Source organism: Thermogutta sp. (genome assembly GCF_039793925.1).
Lineage (GTDB): Bacteria > Planctomycetota > Planctomycetia > Pirellulales > Thermoguttaceae > Thermogutta.
Genome location: NZ_JBAMME010000376.1, coordinates 1 through 26,176 on the forward strand (window position 1 = coordinate 1; position 26,176 = coordinate 26,176).

The following is a 26,176-nucleotide window of genomic DNA, read 5'->3' on the forward strand; positions in this document are numbered from 1 at the left end:
CCATTTTCTTACCTGCAGAGTCGTTAACAGTTGACACAATGCCGAGGTTCGGAATGACCAGCGACGATTGACGCTATTTTAACGCATCCGTTCGCTGAGGGTGGCCTCGCCCTGCAGACGGCCGGGGAATTAGAGGAGGTCAGACGTGTCGCATCTGTCAACCCCGCTCGTAGATGTTGCTCCGACGGCTCGGTTTTTGATAGTCCGTCTGAGCGCACTGGGGGACGTTGTGCTCACACTCCCGGTCGCTTGTGCACTTCGTGAGCACTTTCCGCAGGCCAAAATCGCGTGGATGGTGGAAGAGCGGAACGCCCCGATTTTAGCCGGCCATCCGGCGATCGACGAGATATTCACGGTGCCCCGAAGGTGGTACAAATCGTGGGAACACATCCGACGAGTTCGCCACACATTACGGGAATGGTCTTTCGATGTGGCCCTGGACGTGCAAAGTCTTACCAAAAGCGCATTTTTGGCCTGGCTGAGCGGGGCAAACTTTCGGGTGTGCTTCGCCCGTCCTCAGGGGCGGGAACTGGCCCCCTGGCTGGCCACACATCGGGTCTCAGCGCAAGGGACCCATGTGGTGGAAATCTTTTTGAGCCTTCTTCGGGTGCTGGGCATCCAATCCACCAGTGCGGAGTTCAAACTGACCCAAACACATGAAGAAGCCGCATGGGCGGAGAGCGTGCTGGTGGAACTGGGGCTGGGTGTTCGATTTGCTGTTATCAATCCGGGAGCGGCTTGGCCATGCAAGCGATGGCCATTCGACAGGTTTGCCACCGTGGCCAAATTCCTTGAGAATACATTGGCGATGCCCACGCTTGTGTTGTGGGGGAACCAGCTTGAAAGGAGTTGGGCGGAAACAATCGTAGCGCGGGCAGGCGGAGCGTGTCGGCTGGCGCCGCGTACGGACCTGCGTCAAATGGCGGCGATTCTCCGCCGGGCGTCGCTCATGATTTCCGCCGATACAGGTCCGCTTCACATGGCGGCCGCCCTGGGCGTTCCCTGTGTGGGGCTTTTCGGACCAACGGATCCCGCACGAGTGGGGCCCTATGGGCCGGGCCACATTGTGATTCGGGCGGCGAAATACACGGGCCGTCACCCGCGACGAGCACCGGAAAGCCTGATGCAGGCGATCACACCAGAAATGGTTTGTGAAGCCTGTGCGAAGCTCCTCTGCGAGCGGAAAGCCGCGTGATGGCTGATATTTGCAGTTTCGCTCGACCAGATGCGCGGTCTCATCGGTTACTCTCGCACCAGTAAGAGCAACCTGTTTCATTCGTGCATATCCACACATACCGCGTTCGGCCACCGATCCGGCGTGTGCCGATTCGCATCGGGCTCCCGCAGCGTCGGCAGAAGACTGGTGGGCCCGGGGTTTCTCCCTTATCCACAGCGCTCTGACATTTGGTGCACATCTCTGCCTCAGGAAACATGGCGAGTCTCGCTGTCGAGATGACACCACCACACGCAATGCACCGCTTTTGTTCCGACCAGTCGCCGACGTCATGCTGAACGGTGACCTGCAGCAGGACTGTTCCGCATTGGCGACAGGGAGTTTGCGGTAGAAGGTTGGGCACCAATTCATCCAGCAGTGCTTCGTCGATTTGCACACCGGCGCGGAGCTTCTTATGCGCCTGGAGTCTCCGCTCCGCCTCATGGCGCGACAGAATCTCAGTGTGTCCACAGTGACGACACTGCAGCCGGTAAAAGAAAATACCCATTGCGTCTCGTTAGTAATCAGCGCATTCGAAAAAATCTGCCGTTAGTGGTCAAAAATCTCGGGCCAGAGTGAGCATCTCCCAGTGATCTCTCTGGAGAGGAATTCCCAGCCCCGGTTCTTCAGGGACAGTCCACATTCCGTTTTTCACAGCGAACTGGTGGATGGTTGTGGGGTCCTCAGAATATTGCCATGCGCTGTGGGCATGCACGAGGGGAGGCAACGCTGCTCCCAGGTGGAGCGCCGCCGCCAACCCGATGCCCAGCGACGCTGGTATTGCCAGAGAGACGTCGAGTTGTGCCGCGTGGACAACGGCGACAGCATCGCGGATGGCCAGAGGTCCACCCAGCTCATGAATATCCAAGATCAGATGCCGAGCGGCCCCGCAGTGGCATACCGCCCATACGTCCCGCAGCGATTTCAATCCCCGACAAATGGCGAGGGGGATCGGTGATTCTTGCTGGAGCCGCCGGTAAGTCTGCCAGTAATTCGTGGCCAATGGATCAATGAGGCAGTGAATGCCAAGGGATTCCATCTGAAGGCAAAGGTGCACAGCAGCGGTGAAGTCGAACTTCCGGCGGGCGTCCACGCGGATCTGAATCGCTTCCCCGAACTGATCTCGAATGGCGCGGAGTACTTCAACATCCTGGGAGATTTGTCCGCTCGTGCCCAGGATCCAACAGGTGACCCCTTTGTCGTACATTCTTTGAACCTGCCTGAGGATTTCTTCGTCATCCATGTCGCCCACGAACTGACCTACCGGCACCTGGTGGCGATAAAAGCCGCCCCAGAACCGGGCGACGGGTTGTCCCAGGGTCTTTCCCGCTGCGTCATAGCAGGCGATTTCGATCGCTGCACGCAAAGGGGGGAGCAGCACGTCCAGCTCGGCCAACTCGGCAATGTCCAGGATGTTTCTCCCCGCCAGGGTGGGAAGGAGCTGTTCCCGTCGCCGAGCCAGTTCACTCACTCGCCACGGCAGAGGTGCTTCACCCCAACCATCCACGCCCTCGTCAGTTTGCACGCGGACCAGAACGAGCCGATCCGAAATGCCCTGAGTCAGTGGACCCAATTTGGTCAGAAGAAATTCGATGTCGCACAGCCGCATGGTCCGGCGGCACCTCTCCCTCGACGATTCACTGTATGATTCGCCAGCGATCCTTGACACCAGTCTGTCCCTTGAGGACACTAGCCAGGATAGCACACCCGGAATATTTTTTCGAGTGCGTGCTGTTAGCCTAGATATGCGGTGAGTAGCGGCGAGCCGCACTTAAACTTCACGAAAGGAGAATTTGAAAGCGGGGACGGCGAACCGCTCACGGGTCGGGTACCGTATTAGAATCACGTTGACAGAAGTCAATCACCCCGCTTGAGACGTTGGTATGTCCCACCTGAATGATGAGGAGGCTAATTCATGCGACGTGTCGTGCTGACGATCGGTGCTGCGATTGGTTTTCTTGCTGTGAACATTGGGATGACGGCTTGTGGCGCAGATATTCCCCCAGCACCAAAAGCATCGACTTATGCGCCGGCTGCCGATCTCGTGAAGGCGGTGGATGACTACATCGCCGGCATTGCCGACATCCTCGAGTCTCAGGAAGATTTCAAAGATTTGCAGGCGAAGGTGATCAAGGACGCAGAAACAATTGCCGTGCTTGCCCTGGTGCTGGGGCTTCACGATGAGAATACGCCCTATAAGGCCGCCGCGCCGGCGCTGATCAAGGCTGCTCGGGAGCTCTCGGCTGCCGCAGCCAAGGACTACGCGTCGGCCAAGAAAGCGCTGGGGGCGCTTGAGGCGGCTAAATCCTCCGTCGGGGATCCAAACGGCCTAAAGTGGGAAAAGGTGGCCTCTCTGAAGGAATTGATGGAACAGGTTCCCCTTGTGAACTCCCGGCTGAAGCGCAACATGCGGCGGTTCGAACGGCAGGCGGAGGTTATCGCAGTGGACTCAGCCGTGATCGCTGCCATTGCCCAGGGAAGTATGGCGAATCTGGATGAAACCAACAAGCCCGAAAACGCGGAGCAGTGGTTCCAGTTCTGTGCAGCCATGCGAGATGCAGCGGCTCAAATCAATAAAGCAGCGAAGGCCAAGGATGCGGCGGGAGCCGAAAAAGCCGTGACCGCCCTCGCCAAAACGTGCGACGACTGTCACGCTGTCTTCCATCCGGAAGCCCTCGGCAAGACAGAATAGCGTCCTTGACTTGCGAGATCACATTCTGACCACCGGGGCACTCGCTGACGTTATTTGGAATAATTTTCAACACGGAACGGTTCCAGGATTCAATTTCCTCAGCAGGTTAGATGATATCGGCTGGCGGTCGAGGATATCGGCCGCCTGTTTTCATTTTTCTCCCATTTGACCACCAGGAGGTGCCACTCATGAATTGCCCCTGCAACCTGGTTTTGAACGAGGATGTCGCGACGGGGGCCTGCAAAAGACGCTCAACCAGTTTTCCAGACGACGCCGCAAAAACTTACCTTTTCTCTATTCCTCGTGTCCTCATCCGCCTGCAGCGTGGGAAAACTTCAGCCAGTGGGCGCGTTGACGCGCGGATGCGGACGGAGTAATTTCGGGATATTGTTCCTTCCGGACCGCCTTCCCCGACTTTTGGCGACAGGGTTTGCCGCGCATGTTGCAACTGCGCTCGTTGTTGCTATATGTGACCGCATTCGTATGCGGCTGGGTGATGATGGGCCTCGAGATTCTCGGCGGGCGCGTACTTTCTCCAGACTTCGGGAGCGGCGTTTTTGTGTGGGGAAGCGTGATCGGCGTCTTTTTGCTTTCGCTGAGCACCGGATACTTGATTGGCGGTTGGGCTTCGTCCCGATGGCCGTTAGTCGCGGTCCTCGCCGGAGTGATCCTGGCCGCTGCTCTGAGCATTGTCCCTGTCGCGCTTTGGTATCCTGAGATTAGCGGCTGGTTTGCAGCCCTGGAGTGGAATGAACGCTACGGAGCACTGGCCGCCGCGGCAGCGCTGTTTTTCCTGCCCAGCACGCTGCTGGGGATGGTTTCACCCTACTGCATCCGGTTGCTGACCACAAGTGTGGAGAAATCCGGTGCAAGTGCCGGGACGCTCTACGCCATATCCACCGTGGGCAGTTTTCTGGGATGCATTCACACCGCGTTTTACCTGATTGTGAGTTTGGGAATTCGGCACTGTTTGTTTGCAGGGGCAGGTGTGCTGGGAGCTTTGGGGCTAGTTCTGGTGGTGGTTTCGGTGGTGGGCTCGCGAACAAAAAAGGCTGCTGTGGCTGATTCAGGAGCGGGATCGCTTGCCCAATGGGGTGATTTGCCGGAGTTAATCAAGAAATGAAATAGACCAGAAGTCTGTATAGGCGATAGGAGTATTATTTGAAAGTAAGCATGAGTATTGTGTTAGGGTAATACTCACTGTACCCGATTGCCCCATGGCACAACGAAATGGAGCGATAAACAGACCATATTTCCCTGGCAGATAGAATGCCTCATGGCTGGCGGGAGACTTATCACGTGAGTGGTTCCGACTGCGAAAAAAGGGATTTCCGGACACAGTTCATCCGGGTTAGAGCCAGGCTTTCGGTTACCTCCCTCGGTCTGATTGTGGCGGCGCTGGGGCTCTGGCTTTCCGTTCCCCAGCAGCGCGTTCCTGCCCAGGAACTAAGCCGCGTCCTTTTCGAAAAGGAGTCTCTCTACCACTATGTGCGAGTGGTGGAGGAAGGCAATATTCGTCGCCTTCAGTTTCGCCGATCGGGGATTGATTTTGAAGAATCTGCCATCAACATCCGGAATCCTCTCGATTTTCCGCTCCATTACTACAAACTCATGATGGCAGGGTTTATTCATTGCCCCAATCCGCAGCGCATCCTCTTTGTGGGACTAGGTGGGGGGACGCTCGTTCGGGCGATTCGACATTACTATCCCAATGTTCAGATCGATGTGATCGAATTGGATCCCGTCGTTGTGGAAGTTGCCCGGGCGTATTTCGGATTCCAAGAAGATAGCCGGATGAAAGTGTACATTCGGGACGCACGGGTGCAGATGAACCGCCTCGCCGGGCAAGGTGCGCGCTACGACATGATTTTTCTCGATGCTTTTCGAGGAGGGTACATACCATATCACCTCACCACGCAAGAGTTCATGGAATTGGTGGCGAGGCTTCTTGAGGCCAACGGCGTTGTGGTGAGCAACCTTCAGCCCGGTTTTGCCTCGTACCATTATCAACGGCGGACGATAGCGCGGGTATTCCCATCCGAGTGGGCCTATGGTCGATATGGAAATGTGATTGTCGTGGCTAGCAGGAAGCCGCAGAATATTTCTCGTGAAGAATTGATAAAACGGGCAGAACAGCTTCAAGCTGAGAAGAAATTCTCGTTCTTCCTTCCCGAAGTGGCGCAACTCGCAACTTCCGGAGGCGACTATATCCGGCAAGGGCCGATCCTCACGGACGATTACGCGCCCACAGACGTGCTGCGAAGCATTCCCCAAGACTGACTCCTTTTTCAACCGGATGGTAGCGGAGTGCTGACGACAGTCGCCCTGCAGCGCGGAGCGGTCCTGGTTTTCGGGAGGGCCGTTCTTTGCGACATTGAGCCTTTTCGTACTGCGCTGTTTGCAGTGCAAAACGTTGAGCTGGCACGGTAGAAAGCTTGTGCGCCCAGGTTTTTGGTCAAGCCCCGATGGCCCGAGCTTCCTGCCACCGGAGAAGTCCCGGCGGAGGTTCGCCACGCTCCACCGCGGTGATATTTTCCAGGGTCATTCGGGCAATGGCCTGCATGGCGTTATTTGTAAAAAACGCCTGATGACCAGTGATGATGACGTTAGGGAAGGTCAGCATTCGCATGAAAACATCGTCCTGAATGACCTGGTTGGAAAGATCTTCGAAGAACAGATCCGCTTCTTCTTCATACACGTCCAACCCCAGGGCTCCGATCTTTCCCGATTTGAGTGCGCGGATAACAGCCTGAGTGTCCACGAGGGCACCGCGACTGGTATTGATGAGGATAACCCCTCGCTTCATCAGGGCCAGCGTTTCCTCGTTAATGAGGTGGTACGTCGCTGGTACAAGGGGACAATGGAGGGTGACAATGTCGCTTTTACGGAAAAGCTCATCATACCCCACGTACTCCACGCCCAGGGAAACGAGCTCTTCGTCTGGTTTTAAATCAAACGCGCAGACAGAACATTCGAAAGCCAATAACCGCTTGGCTACCAGTCGGCCAATTTTTCCTGTTCCGATGACCCCGGCGGTCTTTCCAGCCAGGTCGATGCCTAAAAGGCCGTCCAATGCGAAGTTCCCTTCTCGCACCCGGTTGTAAGACTTGTGAAGTTTCCTCGCCAGAGCCAGGATGAGGGCCATCGTGTGCTCCGCCACGGCTTGGGGCGAATAGGCGGGAACCCGACTCACGATAAATCCCAATTCTTCGGCAACCTGAAGATCCACGTTGTTATAACCGGCACAGCGGAGGGCAATATGTTTCGTGCCGTGGCGCTGAAGATGGAGCAGCACCCGCGCATCCACTTCGTCGTTGACGAAGACGCACACTGTGGGAAAGCCATTGGCAAGGGAAACTGTTTGACTTGTCAGTCGGGGTTCCAGAAAAACCAGCTCGTGTCCAAAGGAGCGATTTGCCGCCTCCAAAAACTCCTTGTCGTACGGCTTGGTGCTAAATACGGCAACTTTCATCGCGGACCTCCCTGAGAATCAAGAGTCAACCCCTTTATTATTGGCATGTGACAAGGGGCGTATACCGGCAAAAGTGTCCGCGATTCTCGATGACAAACGCATTTCCATCCCGTGCCCGAGTGTCGGGCTCCCTGTTATGGACCTGCGCTCTCAAGGAAAAACGCACGAGTCGCCTGCCTGCAAAGTCTGGAAGTTAAATCCGCACGGCCGTAGCATTTCCGAGCCAAGCAGGAACGGGGTCGTCGGTCCTGCCAGCCTTGGCCGATAGACGTCCCGAAAGATGACTCCTGTCTGCTGGAGCACACCAGAAAAGGGAAGGCTTCATGAACAGAAGATCCTTTTTGGTTTGCGAGGGTGCATATGATTGAAAGATCGAAGCGGAGCAAGCTGAGCGGTAAACAATGACAATGGAGTAACTTGGCGATCACAAGACAAGAGCGGTGTCAGCGAGATGACTCAACAGAATTTTCTCACGGCTTTACCAGTTTATAACGAGGCCCGCCACATTGGAGATGTTCTCCGGACAGTGGCCAGGTTTTCCTCGAATATTCTGGTCGTGGATGATGGATCGACGGACGGAACAGGGGAAGTTTTGAAGAGTTTTCCGAATGTCAGGGTGATTCGTCATCCCGAGAATCGAGGTTATGGAGCAGCCCTGCGGACGGCGTTCACCTATGCCGTGGACCAGGGTTACGAGGTACTCGTCACAATTGACTGTGACGGCCAACACGAGCCGCACCGTATTCCGGAGTTTGTAGCGGCGTGCACTCCCGAAGTGGATGTGGTGTCTGGCAGCCGATACCTGAAGAGATTTCCCAGCGACACTGAGCCTCCTCCCGATCGGCGCCGGATCAATGAGGTGATCACCGCCGAGTTGAATCGACGGTTGGGACTCCATTTGACTGACGCCTTCTGCGGATTCAAGGCCTATCGCACAGAGGCCCTCCGCAAGCTAGATTTAACCGAAAACGGGTATGCGATGCCAATCGAGTTCTGGGTGCAGGCCGTCAAACACGGGTTGCGTATTATTGAAATACCGGTTCCCTTGATCTATCTGGAGGAGGAACGGGCATTCGGAGGGGCGCTGGATCAGGCGGAAACCCGTCTGGCTGTCTATCGGGCAGTGCTGGAACGCAGCCTACAGCGGGCGGGACTGGATGATTTATCCAAGAGTTCACTCATTTAACGTGTCTAGGTGGCTGAGCATTTCGCAATGACGCGCTAACTTTTAGCAAGCCCTGGAGTGTGCCAACCGCTGCTGTTTGTTTGGAAACGTTGACAACGATGAGCCTCACGATGGACAAATCGCCTCACGCGAAACTCCGCGCTCCCACGGAAGACGGCGGTATTTTGCTCTGGCCGGAGCTTTTCCACTGGGGATCGCTGGCCGAAGCAAACCGCTATGCTCTGACCAGGAATTCAGCACGCGTGTTTGGCTTTTCGTTGTCCGAACTCGCCGTGCGGGCCCGACAGGAGATGCTGACGGCGGCCCGCCGCTGGACCGGAAGATACCGATCGGTGGAATTCCCTGAGACCGCAACCGCAAATGGTTTGCCTCCTATTTATATCACGGGCCATCAGCCCGAGCTTTTTCACCCCGGTGTGTGGCTGAAAAATGCTGTGCTTGACGGCGTAACGCAGAATGGTCCAGCGATCACCATCCACATGATTGTGGACAGTGACGTGCTCAAAGGCCTTGCCGTTCCGGTTCCATCGGGAGTGCCCGAGCAACCCAGAATGGCATACATACCTCTGGATGAAGGTCCGTGCGGGTGGCCCTATGAAGAAAGGCCCGTTGTTAGCAGGGAAGTTTTTACGGAATTTGACGCGGCTGTGTGCCGGGCGGTTCGAGGTCTTGTGCCGAATCCCCTTATCGGCAAATTCTGGTCGCTCGTTCGTGAAAGTCTCGAGGTGAGTCCGCGATTGGCCCATGCCATCGCTATTGGAAGACATCGCCAGGAATCGCTGTGGGGATGGCAAACGCTGGAAGTCCCCCAAAGCTGGCTGTGCCGATTGCCGAGCTTCCTGATTCTGGCTGCGCATATCTGGTTGGAAGCCCGGCGATTCCTGATGCTCCACAATCGGGCCGTGGACGCGTACAGGCGAGCCCATCGGTTGCGATCCCGATCCCATCCGTTTCCACATCTGATCGAGGCTGATGGTTGGAATGAAGTGCCGTTTTGGACATGGTCGTTGGAATCGCCTTACCGTCAGCGAGTGTTCACGCGGCATTCCGGGAACTGTGTGGAGCTCTCCGATCTGGCTCACTGGCGAACCCGCATTCCGGATGTTCGTTTGAGCGATCCTGGCTGGCTGGCCGATTGGGCTTCTGAGTTGGAAAAAAGCGGCCGCCGAATTCGTGGGCGGGCGGTAATCACAACCCTGTGGGCCCGTTGCTTCTTGAGCGACTTCTTTATTCACGGTTTGGGCGGGGCGAAATACGATCAGGTCACGGATGCCATCATTCGCGACTTTTTAAAGATCGATCCGCCCGCCTATGCGACGGCAACGGGAACCCTGTTTCTCCCCGTGGCGCGGCCCTCGGTGGACGAGTCGGACGAACGGGCGATGCGAGTTCAGCTCCGCGACCTGGAGTTTCATCCAGAAAAACACATCTCTTTGGCGGCGTTGCCGCCAGATGCACGACGAGTTGTAGAAAAGCTGATTGAAGAAAAATGGCAGTGGATCAATACAGCGATTACCCCAGAGAGCGCTGCCCATCGTTATCGTCGCATACGTGAAATCAACCAGGCGCTACAGCCGTTTGTGGAGGATGAACGGCAACGCCTGTTACAGCTTCTCAACGAAACACGGGAAAAGTTAAAAATAAAGCACATCCTGGCGGCTCGCGATTGGGCCTTTTGTCTGTATCCTGAAGAACAATTAACCAGGTTTTACGCAGCGGCCGTCCAAACCGTTGCCCGCTAGAGAAATGGCCGGATTCCCCGCGGACCTCAACAAGTTTGCGGACGTGATAACCAGGTCGGGTCGCTTGACGGTGCCTTCTCTCGAAGAGTAGCATCTTGTTGAGTTTCCTTCACGAGAAAAACCGTTATCCCATCTCTTATACAAGCAGCGGGATGGGTTTAATGGGAAAATCTTACATGACTGCCCGTGTACATCGGAGGAGAAATCATGTCGCAATTTGAAATGACTCGACGTGCGTTTTCCCAACTTGGTATTGGCGCTTTGGCCTGGTCGGCCGTGAGTCGTTCCCGTGTTCTGGGGGCCAATGACCGAATCCGCCTGGGGTTTATCGGTGTGGGAAATCGGGGCAGTCAGCTTCTGGATGCCTTTCTCAAGCATGAGGACATGGAGGTGGCGGTCCTCTGTGATGTCTATGAACCCTACCTTGATCGAGCCCAGCAAAAACTCCCGCGTAAAGCCGACACGACAATCGATTTCCGAAAGGTTCTCGATCGGAACGATGTGGACGGGGTGGTGATCGCGACGCCCGACCACTGGCACGCGATTCAAACCGTTTGGGCGTGCCGGGCAGGTAAAGACGTTTATGTGGAGAAGCCGCTTTCCATCACGGTGGTGGAAGGACGGAAAATGGTCGAAGCCGCCCGCAAGTACCAGCGGATCGTTCAGGTTGGCACGCATCGACGGTCTTCCAAACTGTACGCCCAGCTGTACGAGCTTGTACACTCCGGAAAAATTGGCAAAGTGACGGTTTCCCGGGCGTATCGGCTCAGCAACATGTATCCCAAGGGAATCGGCAAAGCAACACCGTCCGCTCCACCTCCGGGACTTCACTGGGACCTCTGGCTGGGGCCTCGTCCGGAACGACCTTTTCAGGAGACAATTGCCCCTTACAAATTCCGGTGGTGGCATCTTTATTCATCGCAAATGGCGAATTGGGGAGTGCACTATCTGGATGCCATTCGCTGGTTGACCGACGAGTTGGCTCCGTCCTCTGTCTGTGCGATGGGGGGACGATTTGCTGTGGATGACGATCGCACGATTCCCGACACGATGGAAGCGGTCTTCCAATTTGCCTCGGGGCGATTGGCAATTTTTGGACAGTACGAGGCCTCCGGGGTGCCGGCACTGGCCCAGGGCGAGCTGGAACTCCGTGGTACGCTGGGCGCTGCGTATATCGGGGGCACGAAGTTCGAAATCATCCCCGAGCGTGGTGGACAGTTCCAGGATCCCAGTCCACGGATGGACCCTATCCGTGTCCAGGTGCCTGCCGGCGAAAACGACATGACCGTCGACCACGCGCGGAATTTCCTGGATTGTATGAGAAGCCGCCAGCTCCCCAATGCCGACGTGGAGATCGGACATCGTTCTACTACATGCAGTTTAATCGCCAATATATCGCTGGCAGTTGGCGCTCGCCTGGAATGGGACGCCGAGAAAGAACGTTTTACGAATAACGAAGAGGCCAATCAGATGCTCCACTACGAGTATCGAAAACCCTGGTCACTCGATTAGCAAGTGAAAATGGCATTAAGGTACAAGTAATAAACAGGCACGTCCGCACCATAATCGACGTGTATATTTCGCAAAGAAACATGCCAATAGTAAGTTAGAAAGAATTTGTGTGCTGTGATAACTCCGTAATCGTGCTGGTCTGTTGAAGCAGGCACATTTTTAATGTGCGTTTGTCAGGGGGAAATTGTGTATGCTTAAACCTGCGTCGGTTGTCGGAGTGCTCCTGGTGGTGTTTGTGGTGCCCACCCTTTTTGAACAGGCGGGTCCCTCGGCTGAGGAATTCGCTCCCTGCGCGGTCTCCTGGGATGCGGGAGACAGTTTGATCGATCTATCGTTCCTCCTTGAGAAACCTGCCGGAAAGGACGGGTTCATCACGGTTAAAGACGGCCATCTGGCCACGGCGTCGGGCGAGAGGATCCGCTTTTGGGGCGTCAATTTTTCCGGCCAGGGTTGCCTACCGCCAAAAGAAGACGCACCGATCATCGCACGCCGGCTGGCCCGCTGGGGGATCAACTGCGTGCGGTTCCACTTTTTCGACAGACCAGCTCCGAACGGTATCATCGCGGCCAATCGGGACGATACTCGCCAGCTCGATCCTGAGATGGTGGATCGCCTGGACTATATCATTTATCAACTCAAAGAGAATGGAATTTATGTCGATTTGAATCTCAATGTCGCACGCAGTTACAAACCGGGTGACGGTGTCAAGGACTATGAGTATTTGGGATTTGCCAAAGGTCTCACGTATTTTGATCCGAGACTTTTAGAATTGCAACGCGAGTACGCGCAGCAACTGCTGACGCATCGCAATCCTTACACGGGGAACGAGTATCGAAATGAACCGGGTGTGGCACTCATCGAGTTCGTCAATGAGAATTCCCTGGTCGAAGCCTGGATGGATGGGCGGCTTCAGGGACTCAATACACGGAAGAATCCGGGTACCTGGACGGATATCACCAAAAGCTACGCCGAGGATCTCACGAAGCTCTACAACGCGTGGCTTCAAAAGAATGTCACCCCGGAAGTTCGAAGGCAGATAGCCGAGGAGGCCGGGGTTGACGAAGGAGAACTTATCCCCCGACTTCGCCCGGCGGAGTTTGCCAGGGCCTCGCCATTGCGGTTTCATACTGAAGCACAATTCTACATGGCGGTAGAAAAGGAATATTTCCTCAGTATGAAACGTTACTTAAAAGAGGAGATCGGTGTAAAACAGCTCCTCATTGGAAATAGTGATCACGGGCATGGACACACAGGTTACCCGATCGTCGTGGGGACGTCTCTGCTGGATATCGTGGACGGTCATGTTTACTGGCAGCATCCGTCGTATATTCGCGATCCGCAGACCGGTCGCACGATAGGCTTCCGAATACCAAACACACCGATGGTGGTGGATCCTTTACATTCCACGGTTGTTCAACTGGCCCGAACGCCCTTAATGAACAAGCCCTACACGGTTTCGGAGGTCAATCATCCGTTTCCCCATCAATACGCTTGCGAAGGTATTCCCATTCTCGCTGCCTACGGAGCGTTTCAGGACTGGGATGGTATTTTCTGGTACACGCTCACCCATCAACAAGTGGTGGGGAAGGAGCCGCGGATCGCAGGCCATTTCGATCTGGCGTTTGATCCAGTGAAGATGACACAACTCGCGGCGTGCAGCCTGGCTTTTGTACGGGGAGACGTGCAAACCGCCCGAGAATTCGTGACTAGAACATACACTCCCGAACAAGTGCGAGAGAGCATCCGCTTGACCGGCCGTCGAGACCTGATGCCGTTTTTCACGCCAGGCTTTCCGCAAGCTTTGCCGCTGAAGCATGCGGTGCGAGTGGCTTCCTTTGATGGGCCGCCGTTTAGTGAGATTCCTTTTTCCGACGAGAACCCGGTCGTTGCCGATACCCAGCAAATCAAATGGTATGTGAAGCGTGGAACAGCCGGTCTAGTGGTGGTAGACAGTCCCCGATGGAAAGCTGTCGTCGGGCATCTCAAAGAGATTCCGGAGCGACCCTCGCAACTGGGTGTCAAGGTTGAAAATGAGTTCGCGGCTATTACCATCTGCTCGCTTGATGATCATCCATTGACCGAAGCGGGTCGACTTTTGCTCACTGCGACGTCACGGGTCGAGAATACCGGGCAGAAATGGAACACCGAGCGTACGACTCTGGAAGACTGGGGAAACGCTCCAACCGTGATTGAGGTAGTCCGGGGTGAGCTGGAACTCAAGGAATGGAACGCGAAACGAATTGATTGCCAACCATTGGACGCGAACGGCAGACCACTGGGCCCAGCTTTCCAGGCATCCCCTACAGACGAAGGCTGGAAGATCGCGCTGGGCGGCCAGCCGGTAACCTGGTATTTGCTCACCGTCGAGCGTTGACCGATGAAAGGGTCTTCGTGAGCGTGTTGCCCTTCTGTTAATTCACGATGATAAAACGGCCGACGGGGATGTCGCCATGGAATCAATCCGTAACATTCTTCGTGCGTTTTTTGTGTACGTTATGTACCCAGCCGTTGTGGTCGGCCTGTTTATCTATCTTGTCTCGCTGTTGTTCTTTTTGGTCCGCTGCGCCAAAACGACATCAGGGGCCATTCGCCGTGCAGTGGGCGGACTGCTGCCCATCGTCATTCTCGTGTTTCTTGTTTCGAGCGATTTTCTTGATGGGGGACACCTCGCGGAATGGCTTGACCAAGTTTCCGACGTTCATCGTTTTGTTCTGGGGGCGGTGGCGGCCTTTGTGATGATGGAAACCGGAAAACAACTGGGACGGACCGACGCCAACTCCGCAGTGGCGGCTTATGCCTTTTTTGTGTCCTGTCTTTTGGCGGTGCTACTGTGGGTTGTGATGGGAGGCCTTTTGGACAAATTGAACTGGACCCTCTTCGCTTTCATCCTTGTGGGGGGCCTTCACGTAATGTTTCGCGGACTTCCCGGCTGGTTCGACTCGCCATCCCACTGAACAGACGACCAACGGGGAGCGTTCTCAGCTTTGACGCAAAAAACGATTATTGCGATGGCAACAGCCCTGCCTGACGTCGCACCTCGAGCGCGATCGCTGTCCAGTCCCAATCACCATATCCCTGGGCCAAAGCAGCAAGGTAGCGGTCACGCAGAAGGCTCAAAAACGGCATCGGCGTCCTCGAATCGGCGGCCGACTGGAGGGAAAGATTGATGTCTTTCAGACCAAGCTGAAGACGAAAGAGGGGGTCACGGAATTGACCGCTCAGGAGATGGCGGCCATATCCTTTGTAGATGAAACAGTCGAAAAGAAATTCGGTGATCGTGTCGAAAAAGGTTTCCGGTGGCAAACCATTCTTTTCGACAAAGGCGAACGCCTCGGAGAGCGACTCCACGACCGTTGCGATAAGAAAGTTCGAGGCAAGTTTGGCCACGTGGGCAGATTCGGGACGGTCACCCAACTCCAACACCTGGCGGCTAATGGCCTGAAGCAACGGCTTGACACGCTGGCGTGCCGCAGCCGGTCCGGATATGTAGAAGGTCTGGCGTTTCGCGGCCACAGTGTCGGGTCGGCCCATCACCGGGGAGGCCAGGTAGGTTCCGCCCAACTGCTGATGTTTGTCTGCCAGCACACGCGCAGTTCGGGGAGAAATTGTGCTCATCGAGACGTGAATGCCCTGCGGACCAAGTCGTCGGAATATCTCTCCATCGTCAAAAATCGAAAGGAGAGCCTGATCGTCCGAGACGCAGCTCATCACAAGCCCTCCGGGCACGACCGCGTCGGCGGGTGAGGTTGCTTCAATCGCTCCTTTTTCGAGAAGGGGAAGGATCTTATCCCGTGTTCGGTTATACACGTGAACGCGATATCCTAGAGCCAGCCAGTTGGCGACCATCGCCTGACCCATTTGGCCGATCCCGATAAAACCAAATTCCTGGTCTCCAGCCGGTTGCGCGGAACACATACCTAGCTCCTCCAATACCAGATCGCATCCGCAAATGCCCAACGGAGTTTTTTGTGAATTGTGTAACGGATTCAGCTTAATCGGATCGGCGCCGTTTCGGAACCCGACGTTTCGCTGAAGAGCGTCAGGCAGGTGATCTCGGGTGGGCAAAAGTAGCGAAGAGGGAATTCACCACCGATGCCACGACTCACGTACATCGTCGTGGGAGGCTTGTGGTACAGCCCCTGCGCGTAGCGAATGCCGTAGGCGCTTGGCGCGATAATCGGCCCTAGCCAGGGCAGGCATGCCTGTCCACCGTGTGTGTGGCCGGCAAACATGAGGTGAATCTTATTGCGAATCGCCCAATAAAACTGGTCCGGTGTATGGGCCAGCAGAAGCCGGAAGTGGGGCGTCTTATGGACTGAATCATGACACGGGTACGATGGGGCCGGTCCCAGCCACGGCAGCTCATTTCCGCCCACCAGAATGGCCGTTCCATTAAGACTTAACTGTTCCACCCTCCCGCCCACATTCTTGAACCCGATCTCGGTAAGAGCTGTGCGAACGTTCTCGACACCTGCACGGAGGTCGTGATTTCCCAGAATGAAAAAAACTCCCGACTTTGCCCGCAAGGGAGCCAGAATTTTTTGCGCTTGAGGAATGCACTCCTTGCGATCGACGATATCTCCGGTGATCAAGACTAGGTCGGGCTCAAACCGATTGCTGTGCTCCACCACAAGTTGGTAAAACTCGTCAGGAATCCTGCCAACGAAATGGAGGTCGGAGAGCTGGACAATCCGCAGACCATTCAGGGCCGAAGGCAACTCAGGCAGCGACAGCGCCAGCTCCACCCGGTGACAGGCAAGAGATTCATTGCCGGGTAAAAACAGGAGACTGCTGGGATGGTGGCGTCTGGGTGGGCTTTTCGGCGTGTTTTTGTGAAAAACAGCTCCCGAAATTCTGGCTTGCCCGACCTCCGAACAGATCCCCGAGCATCCTGTTTCCCGTGCTCCCCCGGGTTGTTCGACTCCGATAGGGAAAGCCGCGTCTCCAGACAGTTGCCAGGAATTGCAGGGGATGCTCTCCTGTTGGGCAGCCTTTCGCCAGCCAGTTGTTCGCAATAATGCCTTCCTTCGTCCAACAAGGCCGAGGAATTGGATGGCACCTGCACGCGCCCGGGCACGAAGACCACTCCGCGATTTCAAGACCGGCGCAAGATCGAAGAGAAGCTCACATGCCGAGGATTTCAACACCGCGGGAGGGCGTCGGAGGTTGCGCCAGATCCGCCATCCGATGGCAAATGGGAGCGCCAGAAGACAGGCTCCGATGTAAAGGTTAGCCGCCACCGCACCATAGAGTCCGACCTGAGAGCGTTCGACATCGCTTTGTGTCAGGAAAAGGAGTGGCAAATCCCCCTCCAGAATGAGGGTTATCAGGGTCGTGGGAACCACAGCCCCGATGGCGACAAGCAGCGCTGTAACCCAACTGCAAACGCCAAAAGAAAGTCCAAAGCCATGCAGCCTATTCCAAAGCGCGGCCCAGATGGTTATATGCCCGAGAACTGCCAATAGAAGCAAAAATATCAGAAAAGTAGTCATTCTCGTCCGAAATTTGAGTTCATTATGTTACTGTGAAATGCTCTTTCTTTGTGGGAAGGTGACACCACCCCTACACGCGAGCAGCCGCAGGTTCCAGGTTTTGCATCCGACAATGTTCAGTTTTGTGATCTAACCCCAATCTGTCATGGTTTGTTGTTGTTTCCATGCGGGGAACCTACCAGGTTTCTTGGGAGTTCGAGCTATCGTGCACGATCGAGTTGGGATCGGCTTCGCTGGCTGGCTTTGTCCACCACCAGTCATGTTCCGCATCCCGCGGGAAGCTGCCTTCATACCCCTATGGGCCACCGCTGTATAAAGCGTATTATATACCTTTGGCGGATAGAAGGCAGTGTTGCGGGTAGGGCGACCGCACGATTGGGCGTGTCGGTGCCGGCGAAGGAATACGCTCGTTTCCTGCGGACTTTTTGCCGGGTTGGACACTGTTTTAGCAAAGTGGCGCGATTCGTGAAAGAGCGGCAAATTCTGGTGGGCCAATTGGCCAATTTCCTTCCCAGGAGTACATCCCGTGAGTGAAAGAAGCCGTTTCTGGATTGCCTGCGGCGCGATTCTGGCAGGTCTTAGTGTGGTTTTGGCTGCGTTTGCGGATCACGTTCTCAAAGGGAATTCGGGAATAGCCGAGGTCCGGCAGTTTGAGCTGGCCGTGCGGTACCAGTTTTACCACGCCATTGCCCTCATCCTGTGCGGACTTGCCGGACTGTGCGGAAAATTCCGTGGCCTCAATGTCGTTGCAATCGGTTTTTTGTTGGGGATAGTCGGTTTTAGCGGCGGGCTTTTTCTTAGGGTGTGCCTGCCGCAGCTTCATCTTGGACCTATCATTCCGGCGGGCGCGATGCTATGGATCCTCTCCTGGCTCGGTCTGGCCGGTATAGCCGTTACCGGCAAAAATCGGCTCATTCGGTCCTGAGAATCAGCCCCGGGAGGCTTCGGACGCAAAATCTGGAAAGACCGAAAGTGTGTGATCGGCGGGCCATCATAACTGGGGTGGGAAGGCAAAACGGGCTGGTTTCGGGTGTTAAATGGGGTAGAATTACCTTGGGCTTACGGATAGGAAGTTGGAACTTCACCAACAGAAAGGCATCGGATTTGCCAGAACACAAGCGTTGCCAAAGGACCGACTGCCGAATGGGCAGGCCATTGACCCGAGTGAACACGGTGCTTTTCGCATTCAGGTGATGAGACGGAACCGGAAGCACTTAGAGCATCCCCGGTGCGGGGTATATGGTTCGCTTTTCGAGCCGGGGAGGTCGTCTGAACCTCGGTTTATCGACGGCTGTCCATTGATCTGGTGGGGAATGAGTGATCGGTCCGGAGATCGGGTCGGTTGATCCATGTACCGCCTGCAGAAGCGCTGAATTGGAGGAACATTATGGAACTGCACATCCAAACCCGTCGCGTTAATCTGGATGAGGCAACGCGTGAGCTGGTGGAGCGGCGTTTCATGTTCGCTCTTGACCAGTTCGATGGGTTTGTCATGAATGTCGATGTAATTTTGGAGGACGTCAATGGCCCGCGGGGCGGGGTTGATAAATATTGCCGGGTATTGGCGTCCCTGCGTGGCGGGAAATACATCAAAATTGAAGACCAGGACGCTGATCTCATCAGTGTCGTCAACAGGGCGGCTGATCGGCTCAGCCAGGTTGTAGCCCGAGAACTCGATCGCAAGCGGGACAAAAAAGGGGCCCATTCCGCGGGAAGTTTTGCCGAGGAGGAACAGTCAGAGTGACAAACCTTACCAGGTGAGCACACGGCGGTGCCAGGGGAACTGTAACGTTTCGCGTGTTTTACCTGTTGGGCCCTGTCTGCCTTTTAGCGGCGCGATATTCCAGACCAACGGCTATTGAGGGCCCAAATGGTTCGCACGCAACCAGGGTTTTCGCACCTGCTGCGAGGTTCTGGAAAGAAAGGAGTTGGTTTGGGGGAAGACTTCGCGATCCGCATTGGTCGCGGGACGGTGCAATTCAGCGCCGCCCATTTTCTGGTCTTCGGACCTGATTCAGCCGAGGCCATTCACGGTCATGACTTCACCGTGGAAGTGGTGGTGGCGGGTAACTTGCGGGAGCCGGGTTGGGTTATGGATTTTCTCGTTCTTCACCGGCTCATTCGTGAAGTTGTCGAACCGTTCGATCACAAACTTCTTCTGCCTGCCAAGAATTCGTGGCTCCGTGTGGAAATACTGGAGCATGACGTGATTCGGGCATCGCTGGAAAAATGGACCTGGCAGTTCCCCGCCGCCAATTGTGTCCTCTTGCCGCTGTGCAACGTGACGGCGGAACTCTTGGCCCGGCACATCGGTGCGAATTTAAAGGACCGAATCGAAGCCCAGTTTCCCGAAAGCGTCGAACGCCTGGCCGTGGAAGTGTTTGAGACGCCACACTATTCCGCACAATGGATTTATTCTCGCCAGGATGGTGAGTCGCGTTGCTGAGTCCGGTGGAGCAGCTCACTCTCAGATTACACGGCAGATAAAACACTTTAGGTAGTTTGTTTCACGGCAGGTGACGCTGACGGGATGGTCAGCGCTGGCACCTCGCTGTTCGAGGATTTGAATGTCTCGCCGGGTCTGCTGGGCAACGCCGAAAATGACGTTGAAGAAGTCTTCACGCGTCACGTATCCAGAGCAACTGCATGTGATGAGATAGCCGCCTGAGGGAATGAGCTCCACCGCCATTCGATTCAAAAAATGGTAGGCGCGAAGGGCTTCGGGAAGTTTCGCCTTTCCGGAGGCAAATTTTGGCGGATCAAGGATCACCACGTCGAATCGCTCGCCGCGTTCCCGGAGTTCCTTGAGCACTTGAAAGGCATCGCCCACCTCAAAACGGGCCCGGGGGACGGCATTATGCTCCGCGTTGGCTCGCGCGAGAATAATGGCTTTCTCGCTGCTATCGTAGCCCCAAACTTCCCTGGCCTGCCCGAGCTTCGCTGCACACAGGGCGAATCCGCCGGTATAGCAGAACATGTCCAGCACGCGTTTGTTCCGTGTCCATTGCGCCGCCACCCGCCGGTTCTCTCGCTGATCGAGATAGAAACCTGTTTTCTGACCTGTGAGAAGGTCCACACCATACTGGATTCCATGCTCCTCAATCAGGATGGGACCATCGGGAACGGTTCCATGGACGGCGCGATCGACGGTCAAACCTTCCTGATCGCGAATTTCCGGGTCGCAGCGGTGGACAATTCCGCGAGGCCTGATCGCCTCTTCCAGGATTTCCAGGAGTTCAGTAGATCTCTGCTCCAACCCGAGGGCATTGGTTTGAACCACGAGATACGGGCCGTATTTGTCTACAATCAGCCCGCTTAATCCATCAGCCTCGCTGAAAACCAGTCGCGCAGCTCCTTGCGTGGTGATCAAACCCAGTTCGTTGCGAACGGCCAGCGCCGTGTGGATGCGAGCACGCCAGAAATCGCGGTTCAGCGGCACCTCATGCCACGTATAAAGGCGGACGCGTATCTGGCTCCGGCTATTGTATAGGCCCCGAGCAATGAACCGCCCGTCCCGTGTGACAAGGTCAACGATTCCCCCATCGGGAGGATTGCCCTCCACGAGCTCGACCGCCGTTGCCCGGACCCACGGGTGGCGTTCCACAAACGGCCGCAAACGATCCTGCCGGACGATGACTCTCCCGGTGACCTCCGCATTCATGGCCTCAATCTCGATCCTTGAGCCTGCTCATTCCACTAATCGGATGAAATACGATTCGATTATGCCACAACTTGGACATGAAAGAAGGCCAGGAGATTAAGTGCCGGATCCGAGTTCACACTTCCAGACATCTCCACCTCCTCCGGCGAGATTCGGATGTGCTAAGAAAACGAGGCCGGCCGATTACTCACCGAGGGAAATACGGATAGCGACAGTTGTTCAGCTACTGCGGTGACTTTTGCCTGCTTGCTGCCGCGAACACAGGTTATTCTGCCCGGCAAATGCAGAATCGGCTTTACCAAGGCCTGCAGCGGCGGCCTTTATCAAGAGTCGGAAATATCGCTCTCGAATCGGTCCGTGGCGTCCACAGCTTGATGCATGAGCTCGGTCAAGGCGCCCAGCCGTTTGATCTCCCCCGCAATGGACGGGGCGGCAAAAACTCGGACTCGCTTCACGTAATGATCGAACTGCTCCTGCGCAAGGGCGCGTACAACCGGGGAGACTTCGCTCAGTGGGCGGTAAGTTCCCTCTTTGGGGAAAAAGACATCCACACGGAATTCGATTTCTTTGTGAACCGGAGGGGCATCGACCAGAATGTGGTGTGGGAGGATACGGATCCCCAATTTTTTGCTGAGGAGATCTGCCAGGTGATGTGCGCAGGCGACGAGCCAGCGATATGGTCGTCCAGCTATTCGCCGATAGACATCATTGCCATCAAAGTAGTGAAACTGGGCAATCCGCTTGTAGAGGGTTCGCACCGGTCCAAAAAGTCCCTGCAGAATGTCGGCTGTATTCGACTGTCCAGCGGATCGACGGAGGTTTTCGATGAATTCCCATTCGCCTAACGAGAAAAGTACCTCGAGGTCAAGGCGATTCTTCAAGTCGTAAAAACTCCGCTGGAGCATTGCGGTGGCTGACCGAACGGCATGGTGCCAATAGACTTCACTGAACATCACATATCGGGCAAAAACCATTAATTCGGCGGCCGTTTTTCCTTTTTCGGTAATGGCCAGGCCGTCACCCTCTTCATTTAGACAGAGGCTACCCACCAGCCGTTGTTGGTCAAAAAAACGGCCATAGGGAACGCCGGCGTGAAGACTGTCCCGGAAAAGATAATCCATTTTGTCCACATCGAGCGGACCGGAAAGAATGTTTTGTAAAAGACTTGACACGCCGTCCATGCGCCGCTTGGCGATGAGGTTCAGCACGTCGTCGGGTTGCAGGCCCCAGTCACGTTCGAGGAGCAGCGCTACCGGTTCGTCCCGCAAGAATCTGGCGACAAACGCTTCGTGGGGCGGGACGTCCGGCAGGCCGAGATCCTCGATGGCGTGACAGAATGGCCAGTGTCCCAGATCGTGAAGCAGAGCGGCCACGATGAGTTTTTCGCCCTCTTGAGGCGTCACTTGAACGCGAAACCGCTGATCGTGGGAAAGATGCTTCAGGACCAAAAGTGCGAGGCGATACACTCCCAGGCTGTGCTCGAATCGGGTGTGATTGGCGGCCGGATAAACGAGGGAGACCAGTCCCAGCTGTGTAATCCTCGCCAACCGACGGAAGGCCGCTGTATCGATCAGGCGGCGAACACGGTCGGTAATGGGAACGTCCAATTCCGGCGGAATCCGAATGAGTTGCCGCCGCGAATCAAGAGCCATCAGTTCGGGAAGTTCCTCCCAACGAATCATCGTTTCGTCCTCGTCGCAAGAGACAGAAGTTCGCCCCTTTTCGAGTCGCCCTCCATGGATGAAAAGGCCCAGGAGGGGTGCGGGTCCAGGCCCAGTCTATCGTCGTAGGAACAGTCGCTGGGGAGCGAAGCCACCAAACAACTCAGGTTTCATTCTGCCATGTTTGTGGCTCAGCCGGGAGTGGTCCGGGGCATTGATTTGGGTTACGAAGATTCTGCACCCACTGCAAGTCGTTCGGGCGAAAAAAGGCAAAACCGAAGTTGGACCCCGGAATGCAATTGAGGGAGTGGCTTTTCTACTCCCACCGGATGTGGTAGTAAGAAATAGGGAGCCAGATCTGCTCTGTGTTTTGAGTGATTGAATTATCCGCCACAGGACCTGTGAACGGAGGCGGAGGAGATGTTATTGAGGAGAATCTGTCTGGCGCTTGTCATTGCCGTGGTAGTGGGTGGCAAGGCCAACGACGTATCCGGCCAAGAGTCGGACATTCACCGGCGTTTTTTAGAGGCTCTCAAGCTCCGCGGGTATTTCGACACCGCCGTGGAATATCTTGACATGCTGGCCGGTGATCCCTCATGCCCTGCAGAACTGAAAGAAGTGATCGATTACGAAGCGGGCAAGGCTTTGCTTGGAGCGGCTCAGGCCTCCCGGGTTGCTCAGACACGCGAACAGCTCCTGGGGGCAGCCGTTGCCCGACTCAAAAAGTTTGTTCAGGAACATCCCCAGCATCCTGCGGTGCCAGAGGCGACGGCCGAGATGGCCCAGGCCCTGATTGAGCGGGCGAAAGGACTTCTCGCCACGACAGAGGGCAAAAGCGATCAGGAGGCCGAGCCCGCACGGTTGGAAGCTCGCAAACTCATCGAACAGGCACGCCAGGAGTTCGAAGTATTCAAAAAGGCGGCCTATGATCGCGCCAAGGAATTTGAGAATAAGGTTATCGACCGGGCCAATGCGGCGCTGGTCAAGGAGCGGGATGAAGCTCGAGCAACGTATTTGAAGTCGTTGATTTATTCGGTCGGGGCCCTCTACCAACTAGCGCAAACTTATCCGGCGTCCAGCAAAGAGCGGAGTGATCTTCTCAAACAGGCGGCTGCCGAGTACGAGAAGATCTTCAGTAAATATCAAAACTACGCGGCGGGAATTTATGCACGATTCTACGAAGGTATCTGCTATCAGGAGTTGGGCCAGGATATGGAGGCCGCCGACATCTTCAAGGAGACGTTAACCGTGCCCGGTGATTCGCCCGAGGTGCAGCGTCTCCACACGGAAGCTCTGGCGCGCCTCATTCAGATTTATCGGAAGAACAACAGTCACCAGGCCGCGGTGGACGCTGCCGTTCAATGGGAAGAGTCGGTGCGTGCGGATGTCCGTGATTCGGAGTGGGGCCTCAACCTGATGTATGAAGCGGCGCTTTCAGCACTGCAACTGGCCCAGGCAGCAGATAAGGCGAAAGACGCACGATCAGCGCAGCAGTACCGCGCGACCGCCCGACGTTTCCTGGAAATCGTCTCCCGGGCCCCCGGCACCCACCGATTGGACGCTCAGGCAAAGCTCGCCCAGCTCTCCGGCGCTCAGGAGGATTTAAGTGTCCAGGAGGTTCAGACGTACGCTGATGCGAAGACCCGGGGTGAGCTGGCCTGGGGACGTTTCCTGGGATTGATGGCCCAGCTTCAAAAAGGAGAAGGGGATCCCAAGCAGCTTCGCGACGAAGCGACGAAAGCGAGGGATGCGGCCATCAGCTTTTACCGAAAAGCACTCGCTCTTTACAAAAATCAACCTCTCGAAGAAGTAAACCTGATGCGATTTCAAATGGTTTTTCTGCTCTGGGATGCCGGGCGCTATGAGGATGCAGCGGTTCTGGGAGAATTTCTCGCCCGCCGCTATCCACAAAGTGCTGGTTCCCAAAAGGCCGCGGAAATTGCGGTCAAAGCGTTGCGGAATCTCTTCATCGAGGCGCGGAAGAACGGACAGCCGGCAGATGCCGAGTTGAGCCAAATGCAGTCCCTGACCGAGTACGTGTTGACCCAATGGCCGGACCAACCGGAATCTGGAGAATGCATGCTGACATTGCTGGAGAGCTTCCTGGATCTCGACCAGCTTGAAGGGGCCAAGGCGTTTTTAAATCGACTTCCTGAGAGTTCGCCCAGTCGTGCGCGGGCGGAATTGCGGATCGGTCAGGTTTTGTGGACGCAATACGCGAAGGCGGCAACGTCTCGTGAGGAGGGATCGGCTCAGGAGGAAACACAAAGCTTGGTTGCGGAAGCTCAGAAATATCTCGAGCAGGGTGTCCAGCGGATTCGCTCCAGTACGCAGGGAGTGACGGTTGATTACTTCCTAGAATACTCGGTGTGGCTTTTGTCGCAGCTTTATGTCAATACCGGGCGGACGGATGATGCCATTAAACTTCTGGAAGATCCCGCAATTGGTCCACTCGCTCTGATGCGCACGAACCATAGCTCAGTGAGTCTACCGAAATTTAAGGAAGAAATCCTCAAAACGGCCCTGCGAGCGTACGTGGGAGCTCAAAATTTGGATAAGGCGTTTCAGATTCGTGATGAGCTGGAAAAGTTGGTGGCAGGGAGCAATGATGCCGAGGCCACACGGCGTTTGACACTCGTCTATGTGGGTCTGGGTCGGCAACTGGAGGAACAATTGACCCGGCTTCGCAATGAAGGAAAAAGCGAAGAAGTCGATAAAGTGTTGAAAGGTTTCACCGCGTTTCTGGAAGCCATTCAAGAGCGATCCGAAAGCGTCGATTTTCGGGCTCTCAACTGGGTCGCAGAAACATTTCTCGGTCTGGCGAAAGGGCTAGACCCAGGAGGCCCTAATCTCCCGGAACAGGCTAAGGAATACTACACGAGAGCGATGCGAACTTACCTGGAACTGATCGATAAATGCCAGAAAGATCCGCAGTTTGGCCCCCCGGAGGCCACGATCGCTCTTAAGGTGAGACTGGCCAGCGCACTCCGGGGTCTTCGTCTGTTCGATAAGGCGCTGGCCATCATCATCAACGTTATTGATAAGGAGGGAAAAGAGAATCGATTGGACGCCCAGATTGAGGCTGCCCAAATCTATCAGGAATGGGCCGAGCAGCCCGGTAAGGAAGAGTATTACGAGTACGCCATCCGGGGTGGATATGAGAAGAATGGGCGGTTTCTCATCTGGGGATGGGGGGGAATCGCACGCCGGGTGGCGGTCAATTACACAAAGTATCAGGACATCTTCCATCAAGCCCGATATAATCTCGCTCTGTGCCGATTCAAGTTGGCGCAGAAACAGACAGGACCCAAACGTCAGGAGCTCCTCAACCAGGCCATACTCGACATCCAGCGTACTTACCTGCTGTATCCCGAGATGGGCGGGAAAGAATGGTATACCCGATACGATAAACTGGCCCGGACGATCCAGCAAATGTTGGGACAAAAAAACCCCCAGGGATTGCGAGCATTTGAAGGTCCGGCCCAGGCGAGGTCTACTGCGTCCTGAGCAACCAGTCCCAAACTCAATGCGGAAGCCAGCACAAA

The 26,176-nt window shown here is 55.6% G+C and carries 20 protein-coding genes; 13 read left to right on the forward strand and 7 right to left on the reverse strand.

Annotated features, from left to right (window positions below):
• Positions 1 to 145 precede the first annotated feature (145 nt).
• The gene (gene waaC, locus ABJK56_RS20305) at positions 146 to 1,195 is read left to right on the forward strand and encodes a lipopolysaccharide heptosyltransferase I (RefSeq protein ID WP_347246515.1); all 1,050 of its coding nucleotides are present in this window, start codon (positions 146 to 148) and stop codon (positions 1,193 to 1,195) included.
• Positions 1,196 to 1,235: 40 nt separating this feature from the next.
• On the opposite strand, the gene ABJK56_RS20310 is transcribed toward waaC, so the two are convergent.
• Positions 1,236 to 1,721: a hypothetical protein gene (locus tag ABJK56_RS20310; RefSeq protein ID WP_347246516.1), complete on the reverse strand. Its 486-nt coding sequence runs from the start codon at positions 1,719 to 1,721 to the stop codon at positions 1,236 to 1,238.
• A 48-nt stretch (positions 1,722 to 1,769) separates the two neighbouring features.
• Positions 1,770 to 2,822: an enolase C-terminal domain-like protein gene (locus ABJK56_RS20315; protein WP_347246517.1), complete on the reverse strand. Its 1,053-nt coding sequence runs from the start codon at positions 2,820 to 2,822 to the stop codon at positions 1,770 to 1,772.
• 306 nt (positions 2,823 to 3,128) lie between these two features.
• On the opposite strand from ABJK56_RS20315, the gene ABJK56_RS20320 reads away from it, so the two are divergent.
• The 3 genes from ABJK56_RS20320 to ABJK56_RS20330 all read left to right on the forward strand — a co-directional run bounded on the left by ABJK56_RS20320 (position 3,129) and on the right by ABJK56_RS20330 (position 6,185).
• Complete coding sequence (locus ABJK56_RS20320; RefSeq protein WP_347246518.1) at positions 3,129 to 3,905, forward strand: hypothetical protein; 777 nt, start codon at positions 3,129 to 3,131, stop codon at positions 3,903 to 3,905.
• A 439-nt stretch (positions 3,906 to 4,344) separates the two neighbouring features.
• Entirely contained in the window at positions 4,345 to 5,028 is a 684-nt protein-coding gene (locus ABJK56_RS20325) for a fused MFS/spermidine synthase (protein WP_347246519.1), read from the forward strand.
• Positions 5,029 to 5,204: 176 nt separating this feature from the next.
• Positions 5,205 to 6,185: a fused MFS/spermidine synthase gene (locus ABJK56_RS20330; RefSeq protein WP_347246520.1), complete on the forward strand. Its 981-nt coding sequence runs from the start codon at positions 5,205 to 5,207 to the stop codon at positions 6,183 to 6,185.
• Between the two features lie 175 nt (positions 6,186 to 6,360).
• Here the strand turns inward: ABJK56_RS20330 and ABJK56_RS20335 are convergent, their stop codons facing one another.
• Positions 6,361 to 7,377, reverse strand: a complete 1,017-nt coding sequence (locus ABJK56_RS20335) for a 2-hydroxyacid dehydrogenase (RefSeq protein WP_347246521.1) — start codon at positions 7,375 to 7,377, stop codon at positions 6,361 to 6,363.
• Positions 7,378 to 7,828: 451 nt separating this feature from the next.
• Here ABJK56_RS20335 and ABJK56_RS20340 point away from each other — a divergent pair, with 451 nt between their 5' ends.
• The 5 genes from ABJK56_RS20340 to ABJK56_RS20360 all read left to right on the forward strand — a co-directional run bounded on the left by ABJK56_RS20340 (position 7,829) and on the right by ABJK56_RS20360 (position 14,771).
• Positions 7,829 to 8,563: a glycosyltransferase family 2 protein gene (locus tag ABJK56_RS20340; RefSeq protein WP_347246522.1), complete on the forward strand. Its 735-nt coding sequence runs from the start codon at positions 7,829 to 7,831 to the stop codon at positions 8,561 to 8,563.
• 98 nt (positions 8,564 to 8,661) lie between these two features.
• Positions 8,662 to 10,305 carry a hypothetical protein gene (locus ABJK56_RS20345; protein WP_347246523.1) on the forward strand — a complete coding sequence of 548 codons (1,644 nt, stop codon included), beginning with the start codon at positions 8,662 to 8,664 and terminating at the stop codon, positions 10,303 to 10,305.
• Positions 10,306 to 10,512: 207 nt separating this feature from the next.
• Positions 10,513 to 11,817, forward strand: a complete 1,305-nt coding sequence (locus ABJK56_RS20350) for a Gfo/Idh/MocA family oxidoreductase (RefSeq protein ID WP_347246524.1) — start codon at positions 10,513 to 10,515, stop codon at positions 11,815 to 11,817.
• Positions 11,818 to 12,007: 190 nt separating this feature from the next.
• Positions 12,008 to 14,191, forward strand: a complete 2,184-nt coding sequence (locus ABJK56_RS20355) for a hypothetical protein (RefSeq protein WP_347246525.1) — start codon at positions 12,008 to 12,010, stop codon at positions 14,189 to 14,191.
• A 76-nt stretch (positions 14,192 to 14,267) separates the two neighbouring features.
• Entirely contained in the window at positions 14,268 to 14,771 is a 504-nt protein-coding gene (locus tag ABJK56_RS20360; RefSeq protein WP_347246526.1) for a hypothetical protein, read from the forward strand.
• A 46-nt stretch (positions 14,772 to 14,817) separates the two neighbouring features.
• Here ABJK56_RS20360 and ABJK56_RS20365 read toward each other — a convergent pair whose 3' ends face one another.
• Both ABJK56_RS20365 and ABJK56_RS20370 read right to left on the reverse strand, forming a co-directional pair.
• A complete protein-coding gene (locus ABJK56_RS20365; protein WP_347246527.1) occupies positions 14,818 to 15,732 on the reverse strand; it encodes an NAD(P)-dependent oxidoreductase in 915 nt (304 codons plus the stop codon).
• Positions 15,733 to 15,803: 71 nt separating this feature from the next.
• Complete coding sequence (locus ABJK56_RS20370) at positions 15,804 to 17,309, reverse strand: metallophosphoesterase (protein WP_347246528.1); 1,506 nt, start codon at positions 17,307 to 17,309, stop codon at positions 15,804 to 15,806.
• A gap of 526 nt (positions 17,310 to 17,835) precedes the next feature.
• Between ABJK56_RS20370 and ABJK56_RS20375 the strand changes: the two genes are divergently transcribed.
• From ABJK56_RS20375 to ABJK56_RS20385, 3 genes are all read left to right on the forward strand, one after another.
• Positions 17,836 to 18,234 carry a DUF423 domain-containing protein gene (locus ABJK56_RS20375; protein WP_347246529.1) on the forward strand — a complete coding sequence of 133 codons (399 nt, stop codon included), beginning with the start codon at positions 17,836 to 17,838 and terminating at the stop codon, positions 18,232 to 18,234.
• A gap of 462 nt (positions 18,235 to 18,696) precedes the next feature.
• Complete coding sequence (locus ABJK56_RS20380) at positions 18,697 to 19,053, forward strand: HPF/RaiA family ribosome-associated protein (RefSeq protein ID WP_347246530.1); 357 nt, start codon at positions 18,697 to 18,699, stop codon at positions 19,051 to 19,053.
• Between the two features lie 126 nt (positions 19,054 to 19,179).
• On the forward strand, positions 19,180 to 19,755 hold the full coding sequence (locus ABJK56_RS20385; protein ID WP_347246532.1) for a 6-pyruvoyl tetrahydropterin synthase family protein: 576 nt from the start codon (positions 19,180 to 19,182) through the stop codon (positions 19,753 to 19,755).
• Between the two features lie 21 nt (positions 19,756 to 19,776).
• Here ABJK56_RS20385 and ABJK56_RS20390 read toward each other — a convergent pair whose 3' ends face one another.
• Together ABJK56_RS20390 and ABJK56_RS20395 are read right to left on the reverse strand one after the other, a co-directional pair.
• The gene (locus ABJK56_RS20390) at positions 19,777 to 20,970 is read right to left on the reverse strand and encodes a class I SAM-dependent rRNA methyltransferase (RefSeq protein ID WP_347246533.1); all 1,194 of its coding nucleotides are present in this window, start codon (positions 20,968 to 20,970) and stop codon (positions 19,777 to 19,779) included.
• Positions 20,971 to 21,293: 323 nt separating this feature from the next.
• Positions 21,294 to 22,652, reverse strand: coding sequence for an HD domain-containing protein (locus tag ABJK56_RS20395; protein WP_347246534.1), 1,359 nt, complete (start codon positions 22,650 to 22,652; stop codon positions 21,294 to 21,296).
• A gap of 399 nt (positions 22,653 to 23,051) precedes the next feature.
• On the opposite strand from ABJK56_RS20395, the gene ABJK56_RS20400 reads away from it, so the two are divergent.
• A complete protein-coding gene (locus tag ABJK56_RS20400) occupies positions 23,052 to 26,138 on the forward strand; it encodes a hypothetical protein (RefSeq protein ID WP_347246535.1) in 3,087 nt (1,028 codons plus the stop codon).
• Positions 26,139 to 26,176 lie beyond the last annotated feature (38 nt).

What these genes read in the sequence shown, in the direction of transcription:
- ABJK56_RS20385 (WP_347246532.1), top strand. Translation starts at nt 19,180, where the DNA reads ATGGTTCGCACGCAACCAGGGTTTTCGCACCTGCTGCGAGGTTCTGGA.
- ABJK56_RS20390 (WP_347246533.1), bottom strand. Translation starts at nt 20,970, where the DNA reads ATGAATGCGGAGGTCACCGGGAGAGTCATCGTCCGGCAGGATCGTTTG.
- ABJK56_RS20355 (WP_347246525.1), top strand. Translation starts at nt 12,008, where the DNA reads ATGCTTAAACCTGCGTCGGTTGTCGGAGTGCTCCTGGTGGTGTTTGTG.
- ABJK56_RS20380 (WP_347246530.1), top strand. Translation starts at nt 18,697, where the DNA reads ATGGAACTGCACATCCAAACCCGTCGCGTTAATCTGGATGAGGCAACG.
- ABJK56_RS20315 (WP_347246517.1), bottom strand. Translation starts at nt 2,822, where the DNA reads ATGCGGCTGTGCGACATCGAATTTCTTCTGACCAAATTGGGTCCACTG.
- ABJK56_RS20345 (WP_347246523.1), top strand. Translation starts at nt 8,662, where the DNA reads ATGAGCCTCACGATGGACAAATCGCCTCACGCGAAACTCCGCGCTCCC.
- ABJK56_RS20400 (WP_347246535.1), top strand. Translation starts at nt 23,052, where the DNA reads ATGTTATTGAGGAGAATCTGTCTGGCGCTTGTCATTGCCGTGGTAGTG.
- ABJK56_RS20350 (WP_347246524.1), top strand. Translation starts at nt 10,513, where the DNA reads ATGTCGCAATTTGAAATGACTCGACGTGCGTTTTCCCAACTTGGTATT.
- ABJK56_RS20395 (WP_347246534.1), bottom strand. Translation starts at nt 22,652, where the DNA reads ATGATTCGTTGGGAGGAACTTCCCGAACTGATGGCTCTTGATTCGCGG.
- ABJK56_RS20310 (WP_347246516.1), bottom strand. Translation starts at nt 1,721, where the DNA reads ATGGGTATTTTCTTTTACCGGCTGCAGTGTCGTCACTGTGGACACACT.
- ABJK56_RS20325 (WP_347246519.1), top strand. Translation starts at nt 4,345, where the DNA reads ATGTTGCAACTGCGCTCGTTGTTGCTATATGTGACCGCATTCGTATGC.
- ABJK56_RS20335 (WP_347246521.1), bottom strand. Translation starts at nt 7,377, where the DNA reads ATGAAAGTTGCCGTATTTAGCACCAAGCCGTACGACAAGGAGTTTTTG.
- ABJK56_RS20320 (WP_347246518.1), top strand. Translation starts at nt 3,129, where the DNA reads ATGCGACGTGTCGTGCTGACGATCGGTGCTGCGATTGGTTTTCTTGCT.
- ABJK56_RS20370 (WP_347246528.1), bottom strand. Translation starts at nt 17,309, where the DNA reads ATGACTACTTTTCTGATATTTTTGCTTCTATTGGCAGTTCTCGGGCAT.
- ABJK56_RS20340 (WP_347246522.1), top strand. Translation starts at nt 7,829, where the DNA reads ATGACTCAACAGAATTTTCTCACGGCTTTACCAGTTTATAACGAGGCC.
- ABJK56_RS20360 (WP_347246526.1), top strand. Translation starts at nt 14,268, where the DNA reads ATGGAATCAATCCGTAACATTCTTCGTGCGTTTTTTGTGTACGTTATG.
- ABJK56_RS20365 (WP_347246527.1), bottom strand. Translation starts at nt 15,732, where the DNA reads ATGTGTTCCGCGCAACCGGCTGGAGACCAGGAATTTGGTTTTATCGGG.